The organism is Cognatundibacterium rugosum, from assembly GCF_014284365.1.
Taxonomy (GTDB): Bacteria; Pseudomonadota; Gammaproteobacteria; order Burkholderiales; family Burkholderiaceae_D; genus Undibacterium; species Undibacterium rugosum.
Genome location: NZ_JACOGG010000002.1, coordinates 37,986 through 56,115 on the forward strand (window position 1 = coordinate 37,986; position 18,130 = coordinate 56,115).

Below are 18,130 nucleotides of genomic sequence, written 5' to 3' on the forward strand. Positions count from 1 at the left end.
CCTGAAACGTATCTCGGATTGTTATTATGCGACGACCTGTTTAACGATAAATATCAGCGTCATGACAAACAGCACAGCGCCGATGATGCCTGCGATGATCACATGGACAGGATTGAGCTGGGCAGCATCCTGTTCATAATCTCCTTTTTTACGGATACCCAGAAACGACCAAAACACCGCTTTCATCGTCGCTACAAACGACATTTTGCGTTGCGCCGCTTCTTTTAAATTACTCATTCAAGACTCATTTCTGTTCCTGCGCTGCCATCGCAAGCGACTGGTTTTTGCCACCGACCTCAAAGAAAGTATAGGACAAAGTAATCGTCTTCACTTCTTTAGGAATGGCAGTATCTATGTAAAACACCACTGGCATTTGCCGAGCTTCATTAGCTTCCAGCGTCTGCTGTTTAAAACAGAAGCACTCCATTTTTTTAAAATAATTGGCTGCCTGCTGCGGTGCATAGCTGGGTATCGCCTGCGCATCCATCTTCACAGCCTGTTTATTGACGACTTCGTACACAATCTGCGCCATTTCACCAGGATGCACTTTCATGCTTGACACCACAGGACGGAAGCGCCACGGACCCTGAGTATTGGCATCAAATTCCACAGTCACTTCGCGGCTCAGATCCACCTGGCTGTTCGAGATCTCTTTGAGTGAAATATCTTTAGGCGTCAGGATATTAATGCCAGTCAGTTCGCAAATCTGTTTATAAATCGGAACTAAGGCATAACCAAAACCAAACATCATGACGGCGATCACCAGCAATTTGCCGAACATGCGGCGGTTCAAGCCTCCATTGCCCTGTACCTGATCTGTATGCTCATCCATACCTTTACCCGCTTAACGCAGTATTCCCTGCTTGATAAATACACCGATAAAAAACACCAGTGCGACCGAAGCCAGGATCAGCGCCGTTCTAAGGTTGTTGGGCTTTTTTTCATTCTTCATCGTCATGCAGCACAGGCCTCACGACCTGCACTGCCCTCAAGGTCTCATTTAAAGACAGGGGGTTCTTCAAAGGTATGGAAAGGTGCCGGACTTGGTACTGTCCATTCCAGGCCTTCCGCGCCTTCCCATGGTTTAGCTGCTGCCGGCTGACCACCCCGGATTGATGGGATCACCACCGCCAGGATGAAGTAGACCTGCATCAGACCGAAGCCAAAGGCACCCACTGTCGCTACCATATTCCAGTCTGTGAACTGTGCCGGATAATCCGCATAGCGACGCGGCATGCCAGCCAGACCCAGGAAGTGCATAGGGAAGAAAGTGATATTGAAGCTAATCAGCGAACCCCAGAAATGGATTTTGCCGCGTGTTTCGTTGTACATGAAACCTGTCCACTTTGGTCCCCAGTAGTAGTAACCGGCGAACAGCGAGAACAGCGAACCAGCCACCAGCACATAGTGGAAATGCGCCACCACGTAATAGGTATCCTGCAGCTGAATATCGATAGGCGTCACCGCCAGAATCAGACCGGTGAAACCACCCATAGTAAAGACGAAAATGAAGCCGACTGCGAACAGCATCGGTGTCTCGAAAGTCATCGATCCCTTCCACATGGTCGCTACCCAGTTAAATACTTTCACGCCGGTAGGAACCGAGATCAGCATGGTTGCATACATAAAAAACAGCTGTGCAGTGACTGGCATACCGGTGGTGAACATATGATGCGCCCACACGATGAAAGACAGAATAGCGATGGAGGCAGTTGCATACACCATCGATGCATAGCCGAACAAAGGCTTACGGGCAAATGCAGGTACGATCTGGGACACAATACCGAAAGCGGGCAAAATCATGATGTACACCTCTGGATGTCCGAAGAACCAGAAAATGTGTTGGTACATCACAGGATCACCACCACCGGCGGCATTGAAGAACGAAGTACCAAAGTGACGGTCAGTCAGCGTCATCGTGATCGCACCGGCCAGTACCGGCATCACCGCGATCAGCAGATAGGCAGTGATCAGCCAGGTCCAGCAGAACATAGGCATTTTCATCAGCGTCATGCCAGGCGCGCGCATGTTCAGAATGGTCGTGATGATATTGATCGAACCCATAATGGATGAGGCACCCATGATGTGAACAGCAAAAATCGCCATATCCATACCCGGTCCCATTTGCGTGGACAGCGGCGCATACAGGGTCCAGCCAGCCGCCGTGGCACCGCCCGGTACCCAGAATGAGCCCGCCAGCAGCAGGGCTGCCGGTGGCATCAGCCAGAATGAAAAGTTATTCATGCGCGCGAAGGCCATATCGGAAGCACCGATTTGCAGCGGAATCATCCAGTTCGCAAAACCGACAAAAGCCGGCATGATGGCGCCAAACACCATGATCAGACCGTGCATGGTGGTCAGCTGGTTAAAGAATTCCGGCTGCACCAGTTGTAAGCCCGGCTGAAATAACTCAGCCCGTATCATCAGCGCCAGCACACCACCTGACAGCAGCATAGTGAATGCAAACCAGAGGTAAAGGCTGCCGATATCTTTATGGTTGGTGGCAAATAACCAACGACGGAAACCATGCGGATGGTCGTGCGCGTGGTCATGAGAGTGATCGTGAGCGTGATCAACGGTAGTAGTGCTCATCTTGTCTCCTGTTATTCCTGTGATTACTTACGCGCAGCCAGAACTTCAGCCGGCTGGACGATGTTTTCTGCCGCTTTGTTTGACCAGCTGTTGCGGGTGTAAGTAATGACCGCCGCAATTTCTGTTTCAGACAAAGTGGATTTCCAGGCTGGCATCGCATTTTTACCGTTCAGCAAAATACCGATTTGTCCTGCTTTCTCACCATTGACCACTGCCGATCCATCCAGTGCCGGGAAAGCACCCGGTACGCCTTTACCAGTCGCCTGATGGCAGGCGACGCAGTTGGACGCATACACTTTTTCACCACGTTGTTTGAGTTCGTCCACGGTCCAGACTTTGGCAGGATCATCCGCCTTGGCAGCCATTTCTTTCTTTTTCACGTCTACCCATTTTTTGTAGTCGTCTTCAGACACCACATTCACAACGATAGGCATGAATGCATGTTCTTTGCCGCACAATTCCACGCATTGACCGCGATAGACACCAATTTTGTCGGCTTTAAACCAGGTGTCGCGTACAAAGCCCGGAATCGCATCCTGTTTAACGCCGAAGGCTGGGATAGTCCAGGAATGGATCACGTCATTCGCCGTGGTGATCAAGCGGATTTTTTTATTGACCGGTACCACAACCTGGTTGTCCACTTCCAGCAGATAGTTGTCACCACGGGCTTCTGTCGGTTCGACGCCAGGCGCACCAATCTGGGTACGTGGCGTAGACAGCGTAGACAGGAAGGAAATACCTTCGCCATCGCCTTTGAGGTAATCGTAGCCCCATTTCCATTGCATGCCTGTCACTTTGATGGTGATATCGGCATTGGAGGTATCTTTCATGGCCACCACGGTTTTAGTCGCTGGCAAAGCCATCACGATCACGATGATGAAAGGCACCACTGTCCAGGCGATCTCGACTGCGGTACTTTCATGGAAAGTCGCAGCTTTATGACCCAGAGATTTTCTGTGCTTGAGGATGGAATAAAACATGACTCCGAACACAGCAACGAAAATCGCCAGGCAAATGCCCAACATTAAGTTGTGGATGGAGTAGATCTGTTCGGCAATCTGTGTTGCCGGTGTTTGCAAGTTCAGCTGACGGACGGCCGGACCGCCCTGGCTGTCGACCACAGCCCAGACTGGCATTCCTGTTGCCAGAAGTGCAGCACTCAGCATGAACGATTTGTATCGCTTTGCGTGTCTCATGATTTCCCCAAAACCCCGATTAGAATTCTTATGAATTGATCACCAGAACGCGGAGATATTGTTACAAAGTGCGTGCTGGCAACTTCTACAACGGCATGAGTATAAGGCGGAATTTAAACGCACATCAAGCAGAATACTTCCGCAATTTCTATGATGCAACGCAAACAAAATGAGAATTCACATCAAATATGTTGTCGATTTTCAGAAAAATTGTGAAATTTCCCTGAAAAAAACATCTATTTTTTGCGTGGCAAATCAAAGCGCACGATGGATTCTCCTGCGGAGGTGCGGGTATTGACCGGTTTAAACGCATGTCCGTACACCACTTCTATGCTGAGCGCAATACGGCCATCTGCGCCGCGTTGTTTTTCCAGTAATGCCAGCAGGCGCTGGTAGCGTTGACGGCCAAACAAACCACGCTCACGGGTTGCCAGCGGATTACCGCCCAGCGCACGTACATCCTGCAATAACTGATGTGGACTGGCATAGGTCAGGGTCAGCTTTTCCATGTCCATCACCGGAGTGGAAAATCCCGCATTCACCAGCATATCGCCAAAATCATGCATATCGACGAAGGGCAAGGTATGGGGCCAATTGTCGACTGCAGCAAACACATCCCTTAATTCGACGAAGGTATCCGGCCCGAAGCAGGAAAACATCAGCAAACCGTCTGTTCTGAGCAGGCGGCGCCATTCGTTAAAAACGCGGTCGGGTTCAGGATGCCAGTGCAACGCCAGATTGGACCAGATCAGGTCCAGACTTTGTGGCGCCAGGCTGGTGGCGGCAAAATCCTCACACAACAAACTGGCTTCTGGCGCGCCGCGCAAAGCAACCGGCGTCCACTTTCCCAGCAATTTACCGAATACACTCCTGGCCTGCGCCTGTTGTTCCCTGACCTGCTGCAGCATGGCCTCAGAGATATCCATGCCGCTGAGTTGTGCCTCAGGATAGAGTTTTTGCAACTCCTGCAAATCTGCTCCTGCACCACAACCCGCATCCAGTACCTGCGCCGGACTGATACGCACCAGTTCCAGCTTGTCACGCATGCGCGCAGCGATTTCACGTCGTAAAAAGTCCGATGCAGCTATTTTTGCCGGATCAGAGAACAGACGGGAGACCAGTTGGAGATCAATGGGGGCGCTTTGCATAAGACTCAAAAAAAAACAATTCAGGGTTGTGGTCCGCTCACACCAGCCAGGCAGCAGAGCAAGAATGCTGACTGTGCGGCTGCGGGAATCTGCTACAGTAAAGGTCAGAGTTTACACGCTTGTGTCATTAGCTGCTGAATACGCATGAATACCCATCTGCCACCCGTTCTGCTGCGCGCCCTCGCCGGATTCCGGCAGATAGCCGCCTGCAATTGTCTGTTGTGCCGTCAGGCCAGCCCGGAAGCAGTGTGTGCAGCCTGTCTGCAGAGTTCGCTGCCGCGCAGCGGCAAGGCCTGTCTGCAATGTGGAACCGCGTTGAGCACAGCCGATCAGCGCTGTGGCGCATGCCTGCATCAAGCGCCTGCATTTGACATCACCATTTGCGCCACCGACTATCAGCCACCTCAGGATCAACTGGTGCTGGCCTTAAAATTTGCGCATCAGCTGCCGCTGGCAAGCATGCTGGCGCGCGCAATCCGTGACGCGATACTACGCCAGCCCGGTCTGGTTCTGCCCGATTTGATCTGCCCGGTTCCGCTCAGCCCGCAACGCTTGCAGGAAAGGGGGTTCAATCAAGCGCTGGAAATCGCACGCCCGCTGGCAGCGATGCTGGGTGTGCCCTGTCTGCCCTATGCGATACACAGAGTAAGGCATACTCAGCAACAGGCCTTGCTGGCACCAGCCGACAGGCGTAGGAATATCGCCAAGGCTTTCAGTCCGGATGCCGACTATTTACCTCAGCTACAGGGCAGACATGTCGCCATCGTGGATGATGTGATTACCACTGGCATGACACTGCATGAAATCGCTACAATGCTGAAACGCTATGGTGTCCGGCAAGTCAGCAATTATGTATTTGCGCGCACACCGCCTCATTTTGAATAAGGAAGTTCATGTTTCATGTCGTCCTGGTTGAACCAGAAATCCCGCCGAATACCGGCAATATTATCCGTCTGTGTGCCAATACCGGCGTCCAGCTGCATCTGATCGAGCCTCTGGGCTTTCCGCTGGATGACAGCAAAATGAAGCGCGCCGGACTGGATTACCATGATTATGCAAGTATGAAGGTTCATAAGAACTGGGAAGCTTTTCTGGAGCAGGAGCAACCTGACCGCAGCCGCATGTTTGCCATGACCACCCATGGCTCAACCGGTTTTGCCAAACTCGCCTTTGCACCGGGTGATTATTTTGTGTTTGGTGCAGAAACCCGTGGTCTGGCACCGGAATTACGTGATTCTTTCCCCGTTAGTCAGCGCATACGCCTGCCTATGCGACCTGATAATCGCAGCCTGAACTTGTCAAATACGGTAGCGGTTGTGGTGTATGAGGCTTGGCGCCAACACGATTTTGCCGGTGGGAGCTGAGTAGCCTGAATTCACTTTTACTAAAAAGTTGATTTAAGACACAATATTGCATTACGTCTATACGGCGCAAACCGCACAGGAGTCTATGCAATTGAGCAGAGTCGGCTTATGGAGATGGTATGCCAGCAGCAGAGAAATGCACTGTTCTGCAGGCATGTGCGCGCTGATTGGTATTCCGCACCAGGCGTCCCGTTTAACTTTCGATGCTATCGCTGACTTACTCACGCCTGCATCTGCCCAGGCCTGGGAGCAAGCTTTACAACACATGCTGGCGAAAAAAGGCGAACTGGAGTGTCAGTTAACGCTGCGCCACGGTGGGCAGCAAGGCTATGTGCGTGTGCTTGCCGACATATTGCAGGACGATGCACAGGTCGTTGAGGGCAGTGCAGAATGGCTGCCCGAATGCCAGACCAGTCACCCCGAGCAACTGTTACACGCGCTGCCCATAGGAATACTGGAAGTCAGTGCAGAAGGCCGCGTCTTATTTGTCAATCAAACCCTGCTGCAATGGCTGGCGCTACCCACCGTCCGGCCACATCTGTCGCTCAATGACTTGTTTGACCTGAACAATGTCAACCTATTGCGTCAGTTGCTACACGCGGCTTCGAATGGCAGTACAAAGCCAGATACAACGCTGCGCCTGAAGCAGGCAATACCCCAGCACCCACAGCGCGAGCTGGCAGTTGAATGCCAGGAATCAACCGCTGCACCGACTCGCAAAAACAGCTGGTACCTGATCATGCATGATGTGACTGTGTATGCCGAACTGACACAACAACTCAGGCAAAACGAGGAGCGCTGGCAACTGGCACTGGAAAGTTCAGGTGACGGGGTGTGGGACTGGTATCCGCAAACCGGCATAGAACTTCTGTCTGACCGTTTGAAGGCCATCTATGGCTATGGACCAAATGAAATCGAGGATTTATCCGATGAGCTGGACCGGCGCACCCATCCGGATGATCTGGAGCAGATGCAAGCCGACCGTCAGGCGCACTTTGACGGGCTGACCCCGACGTATATCAATGAACACCGGGTACAGTGCAAAGACGGAAGCTGGAAATGGATACTGACGCGCGGTACCGTCATTGAGCGCAATGTGCATGGCGAACCGGTCAGGGTAGTCGGCACCCACACCGATATATCAGAACGCAAACAAGCCGAGGCTGATGTGCGTGACAGCGAAGAACGTTTGCGCATGGCCTTGTCAGCAACGCATCAGGGTCTATACGATCTGAACGTGCAAAGCGGCATCGCGATCGTCAATGCCGACTATGCCTTAATGCTAGGCTATCCACTGGAACAGTTTTCTGAAAACCGGCAAAACTGGTTACGCCGCTTACACCCGGAAGATCTGGCGCAGTCAGAGCGTGCCTTCCGGGATTACATCAATGGCAAGGCGCCGGAATACCGCGCGGAATTCCGGCAAAAACACGCCAATGGCAGCTGGGTCTGGATTTTGTCGGTTGGCGCGCTGGTGGAATGGGATGATCAGGGAAATCCCTTGCGTATGCTGGGAACCGTGCTCGATATCACGGCGCGCAAGCAATCGGAAGCCATTATCTGGCAGCAAGCCAATATTGACCCGCTGACTGGTTTACCCAACCGCCGCATGTTTTACGACAGGCTGGAACAAAATCTGCGCCAAAGCAAGCGGCGCAAAAACCTGCTGGCAGTACTGTTCATCGATCTGGATTTTTTCAAGGAAGTCAACGATACGCTAGGACATGCGACCGGCGACAGCCTGCTGGTCGAAGCTGCCAGACGTCTGCGACTATGCGTGCGCGAAACCGATACCGTGGCTCGTCTGGGTGGAGATGAGTTCACGGTTTCACTGCCGGATCAGACCGATACCGTGCGCGTGGAGCAGATTGCGCGCAAAATCATCGAACAACTTGCCTCCCCCTTCCATGTCGCGGGTGAAGAAATTTATTTGTCAGCCAGCATAGGAATTACGCTCTATCCGCGTGATGCCAACAATCTGGATGACCTGATGAAGCACGCTGACCAGGCCATGTATGCGGCCAAAGCGGCGGGCCGTAACCGATTCAGCTACTTCACACCAAATCTGCAGACAGCAGCATTGGCCAGATTGCGCCTGAATAATGAATTACGCAGTGCCATCGCCGACAAACAATTGCAAGTCTATTTTCAGCCTATCGTGGAAACCGATAGCGGCATCATACGTAAAGCCGAAGCCCTGATACGCTGGTATCAGCCACACAAAGGCTGGATCAGTCCGCTGGAATTTATTCCGATTGCTGAGAGCAGCGGCCAGATCCATGCGATCGGTGAACTGGTATTTCAGGAGTCGGTACGCTGGGTCAGCCAGTGGCGCAAAACGATACATCCAGACTTCCAGATCAGCATCAATCAGTCACCGGTGGAATTCCAGAACGAGAACAGCCCCTACACTGGCTGGATCGCCTATCTGGAACAGCAGGGATTACCCGGACAAGCCATTAATATCGAGATCACCGAAGGCCTGTTGCTGGATGCGGATAATAAAGTTGCCTCACGCCTTATTGGCTTTCGCGACGCAGGCATACAAGTGGCGATAGATGATTTTGGCACCGGCTATTCCGCGCTGTCTTATCTGAAAAAATTCGATATCGATTACCTCAAAATCGATCAGTCCTTCGTCCGCAACCTGAGCGAAGACAGCAGCGATATGGCCTTATGTGAAGCGATCATTATGATGGCACACAAGCTAGGTTTGCAGGTCGTCGCAGAAGGTGTGGAAAACGCAGAACAGGAACAATTGCTACGCAGTGCAAAATGTGATTTCGTGCAGGGCTATCTGTATTCGAAACCGCTGCCAGCCAGCGAATTTGATCACTTCCTGCGGCAAGCTGCCAGCAAGTTGTGAGACAAGCAGTGTGAGTGATGACTTATGCGTCTGCTGCAGCGCTGGCACGCACTTTGGCCAATAATTTACTGGTCGAGCGATCATGTTCAAAATCGATCGCGGCGACCTGGCCGCCATACGCCAGCACCGCCTGCCCTTCGGGAATCGCACGCATGTCGTAGTCGCCGCCTTTGACATACAAATCCGGATGCGCTGCAACAACGGCCTGTAAGGCGGTATCTTCATCGAACTCCACCACCAGACTAACCGATTCCAGTGCCGCCAAGACGGCCATGCGATCAGCTGCTGTGTTGACGGGCCGGTCATCGCCTTTACCCAGACGCCGCACTGAAGCATCGGTATTCACCGCTACCACCAGCGAAGCCCCAAGCGCCCTGGCCTGGGCCAGATAGGTGACGTGTCCGCGGTGCAGAATATCGAATACGCCATTGGTCATCACCACCGGTTTTTCTAAGGCAGCGACACGCGATGTGAGTTGTGCGCGGGAACAGACTTTGTCTTCGAAGGAGGCCATAAAGCGTGCAAAAGAAAAAGGAGCAGAACGCGCATTTTACACGCTCTGCTCCCTGTAGTCGCCGTTTCAGTCCCGGACAGGATCAGCCAGGATCGGCCTGACTGGCTTCACTCAGCGCACGGTGAATTTCTTCCTTACTCAGTGCCGGTGCAAATTCACGGATAAAATCATAGGTGTAGCTGCGCAAATATGCGCCACGGCGCACGGCGAGCCGGGTCACGTTCGGCGTGAATAAATGCTTACCATACAGAGTGCGTAAGCCCTGGCTACGGCTGGCTTCCACGGCCATCGAGGCAACGATACCTACACCCAGTCCCAGGCTCACATACTGCTGAATCACGTCAGAATCCATCGCGGTCAGCACGATATCGGCCTGCAAACCTGCCTGCTCAAAGGCAGCATCAATGTGGCTGCGCCCCGTGAAACCCCGGTCGTACGTGATGATAGGATATTTCGCTAATTCCTCCAGCGTCAGCAGTGACTGACTCAGTAAAGGATGGTCGTCCGGCACCACAATCATGTGATTCCATTCATAGCAGGCGAAAGAAACCAGGTCTTTGAATTGCGATAAACCTTCGGTGGCGATACCGATATCCGCTTTGCCGGAAATCACCCATTCCGCGATATGTTCCGGACTGCTTTGCTGTAAGGCGATACGCACATCTGGATAGGCCAGACGGAATTTTTGCACCACTTCCGGCAGCACATAACGCGCCTGGGTATGAGTGGTCGCAATCGACAGCGTACCGCGGGTCTGATCGGAAAATTCGTTACCTGCTTTTTGCAAATTTTCAGCTTCGCGCAACAGCCTTTCGATGATAGGCAATATACCTTTGCCCGGCTCAGTCAAACCAGTCAGGCGCTTACCATTGCGTTCGAAAATATCGACGCCCAGCTCCTCTTCCAACTCACGGATCTGGCGGCTCACGCCGGGTTGAGAGGTGAACAGCACATTCGCGACTTCGGTCAGATTAAAACCGCGCCGTGAGGCTTCGCGGATAGAACGTAATTGTTGAAAATTCATAGCATCTTCCTTTTGGAAACTGCGCAAAACTGTCCTGCTGGCCTTATAACGCCAAGCCGTAACAATTTTGCTTCAGTCTTTATTTGTTTATTGTTGGCAGACGGGGCCGCGTTGCAGATTTGCCGTACTTATTGTTGATTGACAAAAACATGCAAACGACGCGGGCGCAGCACCAGTGCCTCACCGACTTTCAGATTCAGAGACTGATAGCGCTCGCTGGAAATCATGGCTTCCACCAGATCGCCGTTGTCATCGCGTTCCAATTCCAGCTGCGCCAGCGGACCGATGCTGTGTACCCGGCGTAATTGCACCACCAGACCTTCCGCCCCCGGCGAATAACGGTCAATATCAAATTCATGCGGGCGCACATAACCGGTACCGACCGCATCTTTGGTATCAGCGTGGCCAGGTGCGGAGAATTGCACACCGCCGGCATCCAAAATCCCTTCATGTACGCGGCCATGGAACAGATTCACATTTCCAAGGAAGCCATAGACGAAAGGCGTGGCCGGATGCTGATATACCTCAGCCGGTGCACCCACCTGCTCGACCACACCATGATTCATCAGCACGATCTGATCCGCGACTTCTAATGCTTCTTCCTGATCATGCGTGACAAAAATACTGGTCACATGTAATTCATCATGCAAACGCCTTAACCAGCGCCGTAACTCTTTTCTGACCTTGGCATCAAGTGCGCCAAACGGCTCATCAAGCAACAGCACGCGTGGCTCGACGGCCAGTGCCCGTGCCAGCGCGATACGCTGACGCTGACCGCCGGATAACTGTGGCGGATAGCGGTCAGCCAGCCAGTCCAGTTGTACCAGCTCGAGCAGGCGCGTGACTTTCTCACGAATTTCGGATTCTGATGGACGGACTGCACGCGGTTTGACACGTAATCCGAACGCGATGTTTTCAAAAATCGTCATGTGTTTGAACAGCGCATAATGCTGAAACACAAAGCCGACCTGACGTTCACGCACATGCTGTTGCGAAGCATCCTGCCCGTCCAGCAAGACCTGACCGCGATCCGCATATTCCAGACCCGCAATGATGCGTAACAAGGTCGTTTTGCCGCAACCGGATGGCCCTAACAAAGCGGTTAACTCGCCATTTGGAAAATCCAGCGATACGTTATCGAGCGCAGTGAAGTTGCCGAAACGTTTGTGTAATTCTTTGACTGCGATACTCATGCTCTTTTACTCCTGCCTGAATTAAGCGGCTTGATCAGCCTGATGACGACGCTGTTCATGACTGCGCCATTCCACCAAAGTCTTCAAAGCCAGTGTCAGCAACGCCAGCAAAGTCAGCAAGGAAGCGACTGCAAACGCGGCAACAAAGTTGTACTCGTTGTATAAAATTTCGACTTGTAAAGGCATGGTATTGGTTTCACCACGGATGTGACCGGACACGACCGACACCGCACCAAATTCACCCATGGCACGTGCATTACACAGAATCACGCCGTACAGCAAACCCCATTTAATATTGGGTAAAGTCACATGCCAGAAGGTTTGCCAGCCCGATGCGCCCAATACCAGCGCGGCCTCTTCCTCTTCACTGCCCTGCGCCTGCATCAGCGGAATCAGCTCACGTGCGACAAACGGAAAAGTGACAAAAATAGTGGCCAGTACGATGCCTGGTACCGCGAATAAAATTTTGATGTCGTGTTCACGCAGCCACTCGCCAAACCAGCCCTGCGCACCGAACAACAGTACATAGATCAGACCGGAAATCACTGGTGACACGGAAAACGGTAAATCGATCAACGTCAGCAAAATGCTTTTGCCGCGGAATTCAAACTTCGCGATGGTCCAGGCGGCAGCCACGCCAAACACCAGATTCAACGGCACTGCGATGCCGGCGGCGATCAGGGTGAGCCGTATCGCCGACAAGGCATCCGGTTCCAGGATCGCGTCCAGATACAGGCCCCAGCCTTTCTTGAGGGCTTCAGCAAAAACAGCAGCCAGTGGAATAAACAAAAATAAAGTCAGGAATCCCAATGCAGTCAGCGTCAGCGCGATCCGTATCCAGCGTGCCTCGGTCGTGGCAGCAGGCTGAATTGCAGGTTCGGCGCGGCGCGCAACAGGGTTTTGCAGATGACTCACGGTCGCACTCATTCTTCTCTCCCTGCATGCTGACGACGACGCGTCCAGGCTTGTAAGGCATTAATCGTCAATAACATCACAAACGACAGTACCAGCATCACCACGGCAATCGCGGTAGCCCCTGCGTAGTCATACTGTTCGAGTTTGGTGATCATAAACAGCGGTGTAATTTCCGACACCATAGGCATATTGCCTGCGATGAAAATTACAGAACCGTATTCCCCGGTCGCTCTGGCAAATGCGAGTGCAAAACCAGTCAGCAGCGCAGGCAAAATCGTCGGGAAGATAACTCTGGCAAAGGTCTGCCAGTGACTCGCGCCCAGACTCAGGGCAGCTTCTTCTAATTCTTTTTCTGCCTCTTCCAGCACCGGCTGTACCGTGCGTACAACGAAGGGCAAGCCGATAAAGGTCAGCGCCACCAAGACACCCAGCGGTGTGAAAGCCACCTTGATGCCTAGCGGTGTGAGCAGTTTGCCGATCCAGCCATTCGGCGCATACAGGGTCGCCAGCGTGATGCCAGCTACTGCGGTCGGCAAGGCGAATGGCAAATCGACCAGGGCATCGATAAAGCGCTTACCCGGGAATGAATAGCGCACCAGCACCCAGGCTACGATGCCACCAAACACCACGTTGATCAGCGCCCCCAGAAAAGAGGCACCAAAGGTCAGCCGGTAAGACGCCAGCACGCGATCCGACGTCACGGTGTTGACGAAATCCGCCCAACTCAAGGTAAACGTTTTGAGAAACACCGCAGAAAGCGGGATCAGAACGATCAGTCCGAGGTAAAACAGGGTAAATCCCAGAGACAGATGAAACCCTGGGATGACCCGCTTTCCTCTGGCCTGCGTACTTAATGCCAGGAATGCCATAGTCAGCCTTTATTACTGATTTAACTAAAGATGACGAATCTTGGCAGTGATTTGATATATAAAAAACGATTTTTTTTTTATTTCTTTAGATGAATAGTGCATAAGCAAGTCTTGCCGGTGCTAAGCTGCCCTCGCTTAGGCTGACTGTCTGGCTTGCGCATACACTGCAGAAGGTAAAGTTTGGGTAAAACTGGTCGTGACGGGTAATTCAGCCGCCGGGATATCGAATAAAAAACCCTGCACCAGGTAAGGGCTGGCGGTACCGTGACTGTTTTGCAATGCGTCGAACTTTTCTTGCTGCTCTATGCGTTTAAAAATGACCTGGCATTGTGCACGCTCAGCCTGTTCCAGCAAATTGATTTGCAATTCAGGACGGTTGGCAGCATAAATATCGATCTTGATCGCATCCGGCCTGACCCGCTGTAACAGGTCGATGGCCTGCTCCAGATTGGCTGCATTGACGCCGACCCGGAAGCCATTGCGGCGATAGTTTTCCACGACATGCGCGAGCACCCAACGCTGGCTGGCCGTGGCGGCAGGCATCTGCAAAATGATGTGCTGATGCGGCAATTCCAGCACATCCAGAATACGGCGGAATGCCATGCCGTGATTGCCTTCTATCGCGGCCAGCAAACGACTGTGCACACTCAGATACAGGTCAAGCTGACGTACCCCGGACTGACGGTAAAAATTCATGGTGTGCAATAAGCGGCACAAGCGATCCAGCTCAACCGACTCTTCATCGTTTGCCACAAACTCCAGCAGGCGCCATACATTTAAACCCTGATCGGTCGGATCGAAACTGCGTGCATAGGCTTCATAGGCAATCACTTGCTGATCCTGACCGCTGCGTATCGCCTGAAAAGCCGTGGTCAGACTGGCGTTGAAATAGCGTCCGCGTGCGCGTCCCTGTTCATCCAGCCACAACTGGGAATTCGACAGTGCGCTTTGCAAACGGCTCAAATAGTGTTGCAAAGTTGGATAATGCATAAAAATTTCTCCTGTTTGTGCCATATCACAGGCAATCACTTTGAATGAGAAGTCCAGGCAAATTTGCCTCAACCAGGCCAGAGGCGCAGGCTATACGCGTAGCAGTGCCAAGCGTAAAAACGCAAAAGCGCAGTGACGCAGCTGGGGCGTTTTTTGTCACGGCTATAGTTTGGCCAGTGATACTTCAGTTGCCTTGACCAGCGCCACCACTTCGGTGCCGATTTCCAGGTTCAAATCCTTGACTGAACGGGTAGTGATGACCGAGGTCACTATCCCGGCAGCTGTCTCGACATCGATTTCAGAGACAATTTGTCCCAGCAATATGGCCTTAATTTTGCCGCGAAACTGATTGCGTACATTGATCGCTTGTATCGTCATTTTTTCTCTCCCGTTTGCGTGTAGACCGGATGATTCCTGTCAATCATGCCCTGCCTGACATTGAGGATGCTTACATGCTTTCGACCAAGCCCGGAGTCTGGATCAGACTGCCCAGGCCAGGTCAGTCACCGTAGGCAGCGCCGCGGCATCCGGCGCTTGCTGATTCTCTACCGGACCTGCTACCGGACCAGCTGCTGTTTGCGCTTGCGGCGCATTGCCATCTAATACGCGCTGCAAGATCGCGGCTTCCAGGGCAGCGAAACGGGCATCGCCACGCTGTCTGGGCCGTGGCAAATCAATTTGCTGATCCAACGCGACCTGACCATCTTCAATCAGAATGACACGGTCCGCTAAAGTCACGGCTTCCTGTACATCATGCGTGACTAACACCGCCGTCAAGCCACGTTGCAGCCACAATTGCTCGATCAGATTTTGCATCTCTATACGGGTCAGCGCATCCAAGGCACCCAAGGGTTCATCCAACAGTAATACGGCGGGCTGATGCACCAATGCTCTGGCCAATGCCACGCGCTGCCGCTGACCGCCAGACAATACCGATGGCCAGTCACCAGCGCGGTCTGCCAGTGCCACCTGTGCCAATAACTGGCTGGCCTGTGCCGCATCCTGTTCCAATCCCAGTGCCACATTTTGCTGTACGGTTTTCCATGGCAACAAACGCGCATCCTGAAACATCACACGGATCGCCGGTTGCTGCGTGCCCTGAGCAAACTGCAGACTGCCGCTGTCGATTTGCTCCAACCCGGCGATCACACGTAGCAAAGTGCTTTTACCGCAGCCGCTGCGGCCTATCACTGCGACGAACTCACCTGCGGCTATTTGCAAATTCAAATCCTGCAAAATGGCTTGAGGTCCAAATGACTTCGTCACGTGTTGCAGGTCTATCGTGCAGCCTGTGTTGCCAGCTGGCGGCTCAGCAGAGACTGGCGTGCCTATATGTTGCGCCACGTCTGCATCGTCTAGTTGCAGCGGATTCAGTAACTGACGCAGGGAAGCAATTTCCAGCGTGGTCTGTGAAGTTAATTCTGCGGAAAAACGCATGATGCTATCCTTATTCTGAAAGCGGAGTCAGCCAGCTGATTCAAGCCTGTTGCTGATAAGCCGGATGCCAGCGCAGCCAATAGTGTTCCAGTGCGCGTGACAAGACATCGGCCAGCTTACCCAGCAAGGCGTATAACAAAATTCCGACCAGCACCACGTCGGTCTGCAAAAACTCTCTGGCATTCATCGTCATATAACCAATGCCGGCCTGCGCCGAAATGGTTTCAGCCACGATCAATAAAACCCACACCAAGCCCAGCGAAAAACGCACGCCGACGAGAATGGATGGCAGCGCACCTGGCAAAATCACGTCGCGATACAGTGCCCAGCCCGATACGCCGTAGCTGCGCGCCATCTCGATCAAACCGCGATCAACTGAACGTATGCCATGAAAAGTGTTTAAATAGACTGGAAAAAAAACCCCCACCGAGACCAGAAACAGCTTGGCTGCCTCATCAATACCAAACCATAAAATCACCAACGGTATCAGTGCCAGAGCAGGAATATTCCGTATCATCTGCAAGCTGGTATCAAGTAAGGTCTCAGCAATGCGGAAGGTGCCCGTTAACAAACCCAGCAATAAGCCCAGGCCGCCGCCGATGGCAAAACCTGACAAGGCACGCCACAGGCTGGTTCTGGCATGCAGCAATAAATCGCCAGACAGGCTGAGCTCCCAGGCTGCGCGCACCACTGCCCACGGCTCAGGTAAGATACGACTGGATAGCCAGCCAGATTGCGCTGAAAATTGCCAGACGACGATCAGGAGTACCGGTACCAGCCAAGGTAGTGCCTGACCGCGCCAGTCAAATGTGGAGGCCCTGGCGGGTATGAGGTTACCTCGTGTGGTTTGTGTGATCTGCTGTCCCATGTGGCGTCCTAACTTTGTGAGACTTTGGGTGCAATGCCATTGGCCATAATTTCACCAAAAGGTCCGGTCAGACTGGAGGCAACACCAGGCACTTGCTTGCCAATCAAAGGAAAGACCAATTCTGAGAAACGGTAAGACTCTTCCAGATGCGGATAGCCGGAAAAGATAAAGGTATCGATACCCAAATCGGCATATTCGCGGATACGCGCCGCCACCGTTTCAGGATCGCCGACTAAAGCCGTACCGGCTCCGCCGCGCACCAAACCGACACCAGCCCACAGATTCGGGGACACTTCCAGCTTATCGCGTTTACCGCCATGCAAAGCCACCATACGCTGCTGGCCGACGGAGTCCATTTTTGCAAAAGCAGCCTGGGCCCGCGCGATCACGTCATCATCGACATAGCGGATCAGCGCATCTGCAGCTGCCCAGGCTTCTGCATTGGTTTCCCTGACGATCACATGCAGCCGTATGCCAAAGCGCAAACGTCGCCCATGTCTGGCTGCGCGTTCACGCATATCGGCAATCTTGGCAGCCACTGCCGCAGGCGGTTCACCCCAGGTCAGATACACATCCACCTGTTCTGCAGCCAGTTCATGTGCAGGTTCTGAAGAGCCGCCAAAATACAGTGGCGGATACGGTTGCTGCACCGGTGGGAACAAGGTCTTGGCACCCTTCACGCTCAGATGCTTACCCTGAAAATCGTAACCAGCCTCCCCGCCCTCGCCAGCCAGCGACGCGCGCCAGATACGCAGGAATTCATCGGTGATTTCATAGCGTTTTTCATGATCCGCAAATACACCATCCGCTTCCAGTTCGCCCTGATCACCGCCAGTCACGATATTGATCAGCAAACGTCCGCCCGATAAGCGGTCGAAAGTGGATGCCATGCGTACCGATAGTCCCGGGCTGCTGAGCCCCGGGCGTATCGCCACCAGAAATTTCAAACGCTTAGTTGCCGCGATCAGGCTGGATGCGACCACCCAGGCATCTTCGCAAGAGCGGCCGGTAGGCAGCAACACCCCATCGTAACCCTGAGTGTCGGCCGCGACCGCAATCTGCTTCAGGTAATCATAATTGATGGCCCTTGCACCATGGCTAGTGCCCAGATAGCGGCTGTCACCATGGGTAGGGATAAACCAGAATATGTTCAG

General features: G+C 53.0%; 19 protein-coding genes. 3 read left to right on the plus strand and 16 right to left on the minus strand.

The window, feature by feature from the left end; genetic code table 11:
• Positions 1–24 precede the first annotated feature (24 nt).
• From H8K47_RS01810 to H8K47_RS01830, 6 genes are all read right to left on the minus strand, one after another.
• Entirely contained in the window at positions 25–237 is a 213-nt protein-coding gene (locus H8K47_RS01810; RefSeq protein ID WP_186879725.1) for a DUF2970 domain-containing protein, read from the minus strand.
• Positions 238–244: 7 nt separating this feature from the next.
• Positions 245–832: a cytochrome c oxidase assembly protein gene (locus tag H8K47_RS01815; protein WP_186879726.1), complete on the minus strand. Its 588-nt coding sequence runs from the start codon at positions 830–832 to the stop codon at positions 245–247.
• Positions 833–844: 12 nt separating this feature from the next.
• A complete protein-coding gene (locus H8K47_RS18155) occupies positions 845–952 on the minus strand; it encodes a cytochrome oxidase small assembly protein (protein ID WP_222612708.1) in 108 nt (35 codons plus the stop codon).
• Between the two features lie 44 nt (positions 953–996).
• Entirely contained in the window at positions 997–2,592 is a 1,596-nt protein-coding gene (gene ctaD, locus H8K47_RS01820; protein ID WP_186879727.1) for a cytochrome c oxidase subunit I, read from the minus strand.
• Positions 2,593–2,615: 23 nt separating this feature from the next.
• Positions 2,616–3,788 carry a cytochrome c oxidase subunit II gene (coxB, locus tag H8K47_RS01825; protein WP_186879728.1) on the minus strand — a complete coding sequence of 391 codons (1,173 nt, stop codon included), beginning with the start codon at positions 3,786–3,788 and terminating at the stop codon, positions 2,616–2,618.
• A 236-nt stretch (positions 3,789–4,024) separates the two neighbouring features.
• Entirely contained in the window at positions 4,025–4,936 is a 912-nt protein-coding gene (locus H8K47_RS01830; RefSeq protein ID WP_186879729.1) for a methyltransferase domain-containing protein, read from the minus strand.
• Positions 4,937–5,080: 144 nt separating this feature from the next.
• Between H8K47_RS01830 and H8K47_RS01835 the strand changes: the two genes are divergently transcribed.
• From H8K47_RS01835 to H8K47_RS01845, 3 genes are all read left to right on the plus strand, one after another.
• Positions 5,081–5,821: a ComF family protein gene (locus H8K47_RS01835; RefSeq protein ID WP_186879730.1), complete on the plus strand. Its 741-nt coding sequence runs from the start codon at positions 5,081–5,083 to the stop codon at positions 5,819–5,821.
• Positions 5,822–5,829: 8 nt separating this feature from the next.
• Positions 5,830–6,300: a tRNA (uridine(34)/cytosine(34)/5-carboxymethylaminomethyluridine(34)-2'-O)-methyltransferase TrmL gene (gene trmL / locus H8K47_RS01840; protein ID WP_186879731.1), complete on the plus strand. Its 471-nt coding sequence runs from the start codon at positions 5,830–5,832 to the stop codon at positions 6,298–6,300.
• A gap of 85 nt (positions 6,301–6,385) precedes the next feature.
• Entirely contained in the window at positions 6,386–9,166 is a 2,781-nt protein-coding gene (locus H8K47_RS01845) for a GGDEF and EAL domain-containing protein (RefSeq protein WP_186879732.1), read from the plus strand.
• A 22-nt stretch (positions 9,167–9,188) separates the two neighbouring features.
• On the opposite strand, the gene rfaE2 is transcribed toward H8K47_RS01845, so the two are convergent.
• From rfaE2 to ssuD, 10 genes are all read right to left on the minus strand, one after another.
• Positions 9,189–9,680, minus strand: a complete 492-nt coding sequence (rfaE2, locus tag H8K47_RS01850) for a D-glycero-beta-D-manno-heptose 1-phosphate adenylyltransferase (protein WP_186879733.1) — start codon at positions 9,678–9,680, stop codon at positions 9,189–9,191.
• Positions 9,681–9,762: 82 nt separating this feature from the next.
• The gene (locus H8K47_RS01855) at positions 9,763–10,704 is read right to left on the minus strand and encodes a CysB family HTH-type transcriptional regulator (protein WP_186879734.1); all 942 of its coding nucleotides are present in this window, start codon (positions 10,702–10,704) and stop codon (positions 9,763–9,765) included.
• A 128-nt stretch (positions 10,705–10,832) separates the two neighbouring features.
• Positions 10,833–11,897: a sulfate/molybdate ABC transporter ATP-binding protein gene (locus tag H8K47_RS01860; RefSeq protein ID WP_186879735.1), complete on the minus strand. Its 1,065-nt coding sequence runs from the start codon at positions 11,895–11,897 to the stop codon at positions 10,833–10,835.
• A 21-nt stretch (positions 11,898–11,918) separates the two neighbouring features.
• The gene (gene cysW / locus H8K47_RS01865) at positions 11,919–12,824 is read right to left on the minus strand and encodes a sulfate ABC transporter permease subunit CysW (RefSeq protein WP_186879736.1); all 906 of its coding nucleotides are present in this window, start codon (positions 12,822–12,824) and stop codon (positions 11,919–11,921) included.
• Positions 12,821–13,681, minus strand: coding sequence for a sulfate ABC transporter permease subunit CysT (gene cysT, locus H8K47_RS01870; RefSeq protein WP_186879737.1), 861 nt, complete (start codon positions 13,679–13,681; stop codon positions 12,821–12,823). Before cysT ends, cysW begins: the two co-directional genes overlap by 4 nt.
• Positions 13,682–13,816: 135 nt before the next feature.
• Entirely contained in the window at positions 13,817–14,671 is an 855-nt protein-coding gene (locus tag H8K47_RS01875; RefSeq protein WP_186879738.1) for an EAL domain-containing protein, read from the minus strand.
• Positions 14,672–14,833: 162 nt separating this feature from the next.
• Positions 14,834–15,049 carry a TOBE domain-containing protein gene (locus tag H8K47_RS01880; protein WP_186879739.1) on the minus strand — a complete coding sequence of 72 codons (216 nt, stop codon included), beginning with the start codon at positions 15,047–15,049 and terminating at the stop codon, positions 14,834–14,836.
• A gap of 102 nt (positions 15,050–15,151) precedes the next feature.
• The gene (locus tag H8K47_RS01885; RefSeq protein ID WP_186879740.1) at positions 15,152–16,108 is read right to left on the minus strand and encodes an ATP-binding cassette domain-containing protein; all 957 of its coding nucleotides are present in this window, start codon (positions 16,106–16,108) and stop codon (positions 15,152–15,154) included.
• A gap of 40 nt (positions 16,109–16,148) precedes the next feature.
• Positions 16,149–16,976, minus strand: coding sequence for an aliphatic sulfonate ABC transporter permease SsuC (gene ssuC, locus H8K47_RS01890; protein ID WP_186879741.1), 828 nt, complete (start codon positions 16,974–16,976; stop codon positions 16,149–16,151).
• An 8-nt stretch (positions 16,977–16,984) separates the two neighbouring features.
• Positions 16,985–18,130, minus strand: a complete 1,146-nt coding sequence (ssuD, locus tag H8K47_RS01895; protein WP_186879983.1) for an FMNH2-dependent alkanesulfonate monooxygenase — start codon at positions 18,128–18,130, stop codon at positions 16,985–16,987.